This is a genomic window from Acinetobacter sp. GN11 (assembly GCF_054823985.1).
On the sequence record NZ_JRVL01000070.1, the window covers coordinates 1 to 10,303 of the forward strand.

Consider the following 10,303-nt stretch of genomic DNA (forward strand, 5'->3'; position numbering starts at 1 on the left):
TATTTTTATAGGTATTATTGTGAAAAAAAGAAAGAAATATCAGAATGGTGTTTCTCTAACTGAGTTTATAATTATAGCTCCACTTATCTTATTTATTGGCTTAATTGGTATTCAATATGGCCTTATTTATATTGCTCGTTTAAATGTTACATATGCAGCATATGAAGCTGCTCGTGCTGGGGCAATTTATAATGCTGATCCAGCACGAATTCAAAATGCTTTTTTTAAAGGATTAGTACCTTATTTTTCTACCTCAGGAATACATTTACCTAGTGATATCCATATAAATAGTCCTATAAAAAAAACTAACCCAAATTTAGTTGAAGTGGGTTTACAAGGATATGCGTTAAAAGAAATTATTAAAAAAACAGAATCTGCTTTCATTAGTATGCATATGGTTAATCCATCTAAAGCATCATTTGATGATTGGAGTGACCCTATTTTAATGAAAGCCTATCAGATTAAAACTGGACAAATTGTACGCATTATTCCAAATGATAATTTAGATACAAAATCTAAGACAATAAAAGATAAATCAAAGCAAAACATACAAGATGCCAATGTATTAAAACTTCGATTTACCTATGGATATGAACCACGCATTCCAATGATGAAGAATATTTTTAGTTCATTAACTTCATTTTTTACGAGTAACCGTGATGCTGTAAATTTGAGAATTTTAGCTGCTGGCAGAATACCTATAGTGGTCGATATTTCTGCTCAAATGCTAAGTCCTGCTATTGAGGGTGGACTACCAACTAATACAGTTAATCGAAATGGTTATTTAGTGGGCGAAGATTTGATTGATCGTTTCCAAGAGAATCAGGCAATGCAATGGCAAGTTGGCCATAAAAAAAATGATCTTTTAGAAGATATTCAAGATTCGGCAGAAAAATCTGCAATTTCAAGTTTTGAAAAAGATGCAACGAACTTTCAGGGTATTACAAATATCGGTTCTGAATTGGCAGGCGGTCTCATTGGCAACAACTCCCCTACAGGTAGTACAAGTTCATCTACCAATAGCATTATTGGTGATACGAACAATTTAATTAGTTGCAGCTCGGGTGCAACTAGAACAAATTTTTATTAATAATGACTTTAAAAGAATTTAGTATATGAAAAACTTAATTTTCGCTATTTGCTCAGTCAGTTTAGGCTTAGCGACTAGTTTAAATTCATTACCTACAAGAGCTAGTGTAGTTGACTTTAGTCAATGTAGTGCAAACTCTTCATTCGCAATAGTTACCCAAAGTGAAGGGCCAACTTATGCTTGTGGTGGTCTTGACACTGGGGTTGGGAATCCAATCAATGTCCTTAACGGTAATAAATTTGAGGCCATTAATGACTTTAAAGAACTTCCAGCATTAAAAGGTCTTTCTTTCTCTAGATTTTATAACAGTCAAAGTCATGCAGATACAGCTCTAGGTTATGGTTGGTATAGCTCTTTTGATATTAAACTTTATGAACAACCAGATATCATACAAATACGTTTAGAGTCTGGGCAGCGCATCAACTTTAAGAAGAATAAAATTCCTCTTGGCAATAATCAATTTATCATTCGAGCATTGCCACTAAATCCAAATGATGGCTGGATTGAAAAAAAAATAGATGGTTCAGCATGGGTTTGGCATAAAACACAAACTGGACAGGAATACTTTTTCCAATATTTAGGGGGGCAAGATCCTAGTCTTGCACACATTACCAAAATTTCAGCTTCAACAAATAATGATACAAATAACCCTACTCTAAATTTTTCTTTTTTTTATGATCAACAGCAACGTTTAGTTGCAGTTAAAAATGGTCAGGGACAACAACTTTCTATTCAGCATACAACAACACGTTTTGGCTTACCTCAAATTACTGTGATCACTCCTATTGGTAAGTATTATTATTTTCTCGATCGGAATTACAATTTGGCTCAAGTGGTCTACCCTGATGGTCGTCGTTTTAAATATGTTTATGACCCTAAGTTTCAGAGTGGTGATATTCATAACTTGACCTCAAAATGGCAGTTTAATCAGTCTCAAAAAAAGTTTAAGTTAATTTCTCAATGGCAATATGACAATCAAGATCGAGCTATTTTAAGCCAACATGCCAGTGGTGTGGAAAAGGTATCAATTCAATATGATGCCAGAACCCATCAAAATATGCCGGCAACTTATGCAGGAAACAAACCAGTCTTTAAAAATATTGTAACCAATAGTCTGGGGCAAAAAACAACTTATTCTTATCAGATTGATGGTACTCAATTTCATTTACTAGAAAGTTTTGGAGCTGGTTGTAGTAGTTGTGGTGAAGTCAATAAGCGATATCGCTTTAATGCTCAAGGACTAGTTAATTATGCTGCTGATCTCGATTCAACAGGTAAAGCCATTCGAACAACTGATTTACAATATAATGATAATAGCGAGGTCATTGCAAAAACTGTATCGGGTACTGGTTTAACATCTCAGACCACAACCTATGAGTATGAATCTTACTCTATTCAACAAGGGACTCATTCAACATTATCTCCCCCTCTGCTTACTCAACTGAATAAGCAAGATTTCCGTCGTTTAAAAGCTGAGTCACATCCAAGTATTGTTTCTGGAAAGCAATATCGAAAAAGCTATACTTATAATCAAAACAATCAATTAATTGCAATTAAAGAAACTGGATTCTCGCCTTTAGGAGAAACTTTAGTTCGAGAAACTCGTTATGGTTATGATGCTCAAGGACGGCTAAGTTGGGAAGATGGTCCTCTGCCTAACGGGAAAACTAACTCTCCCAAAGATAGCGATATCATTATTTATACTTATGGGAAAAATGACCTGTTAGAGTCATGGAATACACCTTTTTCTCATTCAAAAACAACAGCTCAATATGATCCATTAGGACGAGTCATACAATATACGAAAACCTCTCAAGAAACAGATTTAAAACCGAAAATTGAAATATTTAAGTTTCAGTATGATTCAAATGGTCGACATAAAGAAGTTACATTAAATAATGGTGAGCAATCGATTCAAGGTATCCGATACTATTATGATGATTTAAACCGTTTACAATCAATCACTGATATAAATGACCATTTAATCAAGTCTTATTATTATGATGATGCGAATAGAATACTTGCCACTCTAGATTCGAAAACTGGTTTAAAACGTTATCAACTTGATAATGAAAATAAAATATTGTTAGAGCAAAAACTTACTGATAAGACTTTTACCGAAACGGGTTACAAGTATGATGATCATAGTCGCCTCACTACAATTGCAGATAGCAAGCAAGGTGTTTTAAGCCATGTTGACTATTTTTCAGATGGCGTGAGTGGTCGAATTCTAAACCAACATGGAGATGCTTTGTGGCAGCGTTATACTGGGGATGGACAAATACAAACTGAATGGGATGTTCCGGCGTTAGGTAATGGCTTAATTGCTCCAAGCAAAACAGAATATACCTATAAGCCAGAACACAAGATTATTACTCAAAATGATGGTACTAAAACAATTTATCAATACGATGACTTTAACCGTTTAGTCTCTTTAGACTCGAGCTTACAAGGCAAAACGATTTATAGTTATGATCAAGCAAATCGAGTAAAACAGGCACTATTATCAACAGGCGCAATATTATCATTTCAATATGATGACTATAACCGCTTAAGAGCACGGCGTTTAACTCAACCAGCTAAGAATGGATTAGAATCTGTTAATCAAACGACCTATTTTGATTACTTCAGTACACACTTAGTCAAGGTTAGAGATCCATTACAAACAATAGAATATCACTATAATGATCAAGGTCAGTTAGATCGTCGTTCTATCTCTTATAAAGGCCTCAAATCTCCTTTAGTCACACACTACCACTATGATCAAAAAGACACCCCTCTAGGAATGACTTTACCAGATGGGACTTTATTAACCACAAGTAAAGATACAATGTCCTATCGTACTCCACAACAATGGGTTAAACAGACTTTACTTGAAAAACAAAATTTTGATGATACAACATCTAGCCAAAAGCAACTGACGTATATTTTAGGTAACCAACTTCGTTTAGGTTTCGAATACTCTGCTACAGGCATTTGGAGAGGCTTACATTATGCTAGAGGAACTCAAAAACAAAGTTTGAATCTTATCCAATCAGCTTATGCAGATGAAGTTCCAACGTTACTACTTAGCCAACATTGGAATTTTAACGACAAGTATCAAATTTCCCAAGTCAGTGATCATGGTCTATTACGGGATCAACAGGAATATTTATATGATAGCAAGCAGCATGTAATCGCTCGCTCTAATGCAAAACTTGAACCGCAAGAAATGTATTTTTATGATGCACTTGGAAATCGCTTGATTGGACAAAAACAACAAGCAAAACAAAGTATTCAAGGTTATCATTATCAATCTAGTCGTTTAGCTAGTATACAAAAGAATACGCAGCAATTTACTGTTCAATATAATACTGCAGGCGAACCTCTACAGTACCCTACTACTCAAGGACAATTTCGCTTTAGTTATATAAACGGACAAATTGCAAAAGTTTGGCATGGTCAACAATTAGTTGCAGAGTATCAATATAATGATGCAGGCCAACGTATTAAAAAAACGATTTATGTCGATCAACAGCAAAAGCCTTTAAAACACTCTCAAATTAGTTACTACTTCTATAATGGAACGCAACTTGCTGGTGAATTAAATGCAGAAGGCCATATTACTCGACAATATATTTATACAGGTGATCGGTTATTAGCCATTATGGACTATGCAGGACATGGTCATAAACCAAATCCCGTACCATTAACATTCTGGCAACGTTTTACAGCCCTATTTACCGATCAGGAACCGGATGCAAAGTGGTATTACGTAGTTAATGACTACATGGGAAGACCACGTATGGTCACAGATCAACAGCAACGCATTGTATGGCAAGATCAAGGCAAAGCATTATTTGGTGAATCCAATATTATAAGTCAAGGGTACCAATTAAATATTCGTTATGCTGGGCAATATGCCGATACGGAAACTGGACTTTACTATAACGGCTACCGTTATTATGATCCTACTACAGGTCGCTATACCACCCCTGATCCATTAGGACTAGCAGGTGGTGAAAATTTATATAGCTATGTCAATCAACAACCCAATCAGTATTTTGACCCTCAAGGTTTGTTGTTATTTGCTTTCGATGGTACAGGGAATTGGGATTTAAACGGTCATCCAAGTAATGTTGAAAAATTTATGGATGCCTACGCTTCTAAAGGACAAATGGATGTAACTCAAACCCTTTGGAAAAATCAGGTGAAGCAGTTCTCAAGTAATGCTGGATCAGGACTAACACCTAACCATGATAATGTTTTTTACATTACTGGTGCTGGAACTGAAGATCAATATACTAATATTGGTTCCAATTCAAAGCTACTCAATGCATTAGACAATGCCACAGGGAATTCTTTACCTAATCGCGTTGATCAAATGCTGATCTATTTCTCGCAATATGTACAAAAGCTAATAGAAAATCAGAAAAAAGCTGGAGCTAATAAAACTGAACAAATCATTGATATCGATACTGTTGGCTTTAGCCGTGGTGCAGCCAGTGCTCGAATGTTCGCAAGCAAATTAGAATATCTTCTCACACAAAGTTATTCACCAAATCAACGAGATGCTGTACTTGACCCATCTTATGAGTCTATGACAGCTACCAAAACTGATTGGGGACGGCTCAACTTGGAGTGTTTAAAGACGAAATACAATATCAGTATAAATTTCCGATTTATGGGGGTTTGGGATAGTGTTCCTGCATTTGGGTTAAACCCTTCAGATGATATGACTCAGTATGTTAAGTCTAACAATATGACTGTTGCAGTATCCGAGCGTTTTAAATCTGTTGCTCATGCTGTAGCTATGAATGAACATCGTGAAGGTTTTATAGCACGATCAATTTATAGCAGTTCTACTGATGCTCAAAAGAAAGATGGAAAACCATATCAGTCAACCTTAAAGCAACAAATAAATACTCGTGTTGAACGTGGCTTTATGGGTGCCCATTCAGACATAGGTGGCGGTTATAGTGATGGTGACATTAGTGATGTTGCTCTAATGTGGATGATTGATCAGGCAAAAAAAACAGGCATTGTTTTTAATGACAAACTCATTGCTAAACGTGAATACAACGTTGTAAGTGATCCAATTATTCACGACAGTACAGGAAATAATTTAACTGGAGATGGTCGAGGTACACTAATGGGGCCATATTTTGTTCCAGGAAGACAATTTGCTTGGGCGAATTCAGATAATACTCACATTAATCAGCATTTGACTGGTATGGACCAAACAACACTTGCCAAATATTTAGCAGGATATGCCCAACCTGCTGAGCAAGCAAGTGCCAGTTCGCAAACCAACCACTTAAAACTAAATTGGGAACAAACTTTGCAATTTCAAAATGCTCAATATGGACCAACCAATCCTGGAAAATTTCAACAACTTTTACAAATTGAACAAGAATTCACTCGAGATTCTGATTGTAAACCTAAGGAAATTATTGGTGGATGTAAAGCTTTAGATGAATATCAAAAACTAAAATCGAATGACAAAACTGGTAGTGCAACTATTGTTTATTCAACAGATCCTACACGTAATGAAATTATTCAAACACAAAAATACCTTAATTGGATTAAAGCGAACTACGGTACTACATTGAGTTTTCAATTAAACACAATTAAAGGAGCCAATAAATGAAAAACATATATATATTAACTTGTAGCGCACTTTTACTAATGGGCTGCCAAACTACTTCGTCAATGAAAAATAGTATTACCTTTGTTGTTGGCCCATCGCAACATGGTCTTAGCTTTGTTTTTAAAAACAATTGGCCCTTATGTGGGAATTTCTATGATCATAATGGAAATATGCCTGTAAAAAGACAAGCCAAATATTTAACTCACGATAATACCTGTAAAATAGAACCTGAAGGTTATATTCCTGAAAAAATTATTATTGAATATGCCCCTTGGCTGACTTATGAAGAACAAATAAAAGCTGGTATGGGCAATAGCCGTACTGCATTTAATCTTGACAATATACCTTTAGGAAAACAACCTCCTTTAGAAACTCTTTTAGCTTATGACAAAAAAAATGAAAAAAAAATACAATTAGCAATTGATAAGCTTCCAACTTCATCTTGGAAACAAATAGTTCTTTACCCTCCACAAGAAGTGGCAAAATATAAAAATCAGCTCCCTGAAGGTAAAGGTGATGCAAAGCGAGGGAAGGAAATTCACTACACTATTTCCCTTAATTCAGATGGCACCTACACCATTACAACCAAACTTTACTGGAAAGTTCCTTACCAGAAAAACTGGAACTAATTATCTTTAGAATAAATGGCAACTCGTTGTGTAGTTGTCATTTTTTTATTCACAGATAGAGAAAAATTTATTGTTGGCCCTAGTTATAAATTAAAGGATTTTTTGATTTAAAAAATAATTTATATGAATATCGAAATCGAATGATAACAAAAGTTGTTGTATATCTATCATAATATAGCCTTTGCTTATTTTAAGAATATATAGTCTGAGTGTGAAAAATTTAAGTTTTCAGATATACGAATGGGAATTGGTACATTCACGCATACCTATAAAGTTGAGCCAGAAAATATCTCAATGAAAAAATTAATCCCTATTTTCGGTCTTTTAATGTTATCAAGTTGTTCTTTTGCTGCACAGGAAAGACCCTCTCTAGAATCTAACTTTCCAATATGTGGACAAAGTATATTGAATGAAAAAAATATAACTAGAGTCTGTGCAACTCGCGATTTTATTGCCTTAGAGCCAAGAAAACGGAAAAAAGACTGGTTAGCATTTCTCGCTGCCGAAGGGAGTAGTGGATATTATGGGTCAATAGACCGAGTGGGGGGAATTTTAGATTTCAAAAACCAAGAGCTTGACATGCAAGGGCATGTTTGGGATTTTTCTAAACAAGGCAATCCAAGTTTAGTATTTAGAGGACATAATAGTATTATTAAAAATGGAAATATTATCAACACTAGAATTTATTTAGGGGGCGGATATCAAATACCAAATTTCTCTATTATTAATCAAAAAATAATCGATATAAAAAATTTATCTTATGCTAAAAAAGATAGTTTCGATAAAAGCTCTATTGAATTACTTTTCATAGATAATATTAATGGAGAATTATTAAATTTAACTTCTTGGGGAGGAGGAGTTTCGAATTCAAACTTAATATTAAAGCACAACTTTAATATTGAAGGATCAAAAGTCGCAATTCTAAATAATAAAATTATATCAGATGCAGAAGTGAGAGAGGATAATTCACAATTTCCTTTAATAAAGATTAACAAATCTAATTTTATAGCTCACTCACAACAAATATTTCCTGATGCAAATGATGATAGTACTGCTATTCCGAGTGCTCTTTACGTCAAATTCTCCCCTGGCACAGTTATTGATGAAAATACCTTTACTCTTACTCAAAAAAATGATCAAGCCTATGCCATTATATTAGACCACTCCCCTCGTGTTCGGATCACGAATAACACTTTCAATGGTTTTAAAGTTCCTATTCTAATGAATCAATGGAGTTCTATTGTCGATGACAAAGGCAAGGAAATTAAACCAGAACAATTCACTGGTTATGGAAATATTATCAATCCAAATAAATTTGCAGGTCATGTGATGATGAATCGTAAAGGTGAGATTGTAGAAAAATGATTCTGTTGGGTATGAATTTTATTTGATTCGGCAACGAGATTGTTCGCATTAGCGAATCCTCTGCTCACTCAATTCGATGAATAGAGATAATAAAAAAGCCTCGCAATGAGGCTTTTTTATTGGGTTTTAAATGATAAGATTTCTAATAAAATCACTAAAAATGATTTAAATACAATCAACCTTTTGAGCTTTTAAAATATCAAGTTGCAACATCTTTTTCTTTTTATATTTATAGGCAATAAACAAACCAACAAACCATACTGGCGAAAACTCTAAAGCAATCAGTGTGTCGTGATCTAAAGCTAAAATGACGATAGTAAAAACTAAAAACAACATCGTCATCCATGCCATGAATAAACCACCTGGCATTTTATATTTTGACTGAATATGTAATTCAGGACTTTTCTTACGATAATAAATATATGAAAGCACAATCAACATGAATGTAAAAATACATAAAATTGAAGTCAGTGCTGAAATAATCGTAAATGCCGTCATAACATTTGGAACAATAAATAGAATTGATGTCCCAAGCGTCACACAAGCCATTGAAAATACGAGTCCTCTAATTGGAACTTTTCTTTTAGACAGCTTACTAAAGCTTTTAGGTGCGTCGTTATCTAATGCTAAGCCATATAACATACGACTGGTCGCAAAAATTCCACTATTTGCCGAAGAGAGTGCCGAAGTCGCAACAACAAAGTTGATTAAACCTGCCGCAATAGGTAACCCAACCAATGTAAACATTTCCACAAACGGACTTTTATCTGGCGATACTTTAGCCCAAGAAGTGACTGCAATAATACAAACTAATGCTCCCACGTAGAATAATAAAATACGTAAAGGAATAGAGTTAATTGCTTTTGGAAGTGAGGTGTGCGGGTCTTTGGTTTCAGCAGCAGTTGTACCGACAAGCTCAATACCCACAAACGCAAATATAGCAATTTGAAAGCCTGCCAAAAAACCGGTTACACCATATGGGAACATAGATTGTGTTTCAAACAAATGGCTAACCGATGCCTTAACCCCATTCGGAGAAGTAAATCCGGTACTAATTAAATAGATTCCTGCAAGAATGAACAAAATAATTGCTGAAATTTTAATGAGTGAGAACCAAAATTCCAGTTCACCAAATAGCCGAACGGCTACAAAATTGAGTATGGTTAAGACTGCCAATGAAGTAAATGCAGGAATCCAAACGGGTAAATCGGGATACCAAAACTGCATGTACCCTCCAATCACAATCACGTCTGCAATAGCCGTAATAATCCAGTTACACCAATAGGACCAACCAAGGAAAAACCCTGCCCACGGACCAAGATAAGCCGTTGCAAAATCTGCGAATGTTTTAAAATTAGTATTCGCCAGCAGCAGCTCACCCATTGCCCGCATTACGAAGAAAAAGAAGAAACCAATAATTAAATAGGTTAATACAATTGAAGTTCCTGAAATGCTTAATGTTTTACCGGAACCCATAAATAATCCAGTACCAATTGCACCGCCAATCGCAATCATCTGAATATGACGATTGGTTAATGAGCGTTGCAATTTCTCTTCTTCTTGTTCAGTCATATGTTGACTACCAAGAAG

General features: G+C 34.9%; 5 protein-coding genes. 4 read left to right on the forward strand and 1 reads right to left on the reverse strand.

The window, feature by feature from the left end:
* Position 1: 1 nt before the first annotated feature.
* From NL42_RS08295 to NL42_RS08310, 4 genes are all read left to right on the forward strand, one after another.
* Positions 2 to 1,090 (forward strand): TadE/TadG family type IV pilus assembly protein, encoded by a 1,089-nt coding sequence (locus tag NL42_RS08295; RefSeq protein WP_461312412.1) that lies wholly within the window; start codon positions 2 to 4, stop codon positions 1,088 to 1,090.
* 25 nt (positions 1,091 to 1,115) lie between these two features.
* A complete protein-coding gene (locus NL42_RS08300; RefSeq protein ID WP_461312413.1) occupies positions 1,116 to 6,719 on the forward strand; it encodes a phospholipase effector Tle1 domain-containing protein in 5,604 nt (1,867 codons plus the stop codon).
* A complete protein-coding gene (locus NL42_RS08305) occupies positions 6,716 to 7,348 on the forward strand; it encodes a hypothetical protein (protein ID WP_461312414.1) in 633 nt (210 codons plus the stop codon). The genes NL42_RS08300 and NL42_RS08305 overlap by 4 nt, the downstream gene beginning before the upstream one ends.
* Before the next feature lie 240 nt (positions 7,349 to 7,588).
* Positions 7,589 to 8,713 (forward strand): hypothetical protein, encoded by a 1,125-nt coding sequence (locus tag NL42_RS08310; protein WP_461312415.1) that lies wholly within the window; start codon positions 7,589 to 7,591, stop codon positions 8,711 to 8,713.
* A gap of 165 nt (positions 8,714 to 8,878) precedes the next feature.
* Here the strand turns inward: NL42_RS08310 and NL42_RS08315 are convergent.
* Positions 8,879 to 10,303: amino acid permease (locus tag NL42_RS08315; RefSeq protein WP_461312416.1), on the reverse strand; the 1,425-nt coding region annotated here is incomplete at its 5' end.

Bases quoted from the DNA above. Each gene is read 5' to 3' on its own strand.
- NL42_RS08300 (WP_461312413.1), top strand. From the start codon at position 1,116: ATGAAAAACTTAATTTTCGCTATTTGCTCAGTCAGTTTAGGCTTAGCG.
- NL42_RS08305 (WP_461312414.1), top strand. From the start codon at position 6,716: ATGAAAAACATATATATATTAACTTGTAGCGCACTTTTACTAATGGGC.
- NL42_RS08310 (WP_461312415.1), top strand. From the start codon at position 7,589: ATGGGAATTGGTACATTCACGCATACCTATAAAGTTGAGCCAGAAAAT.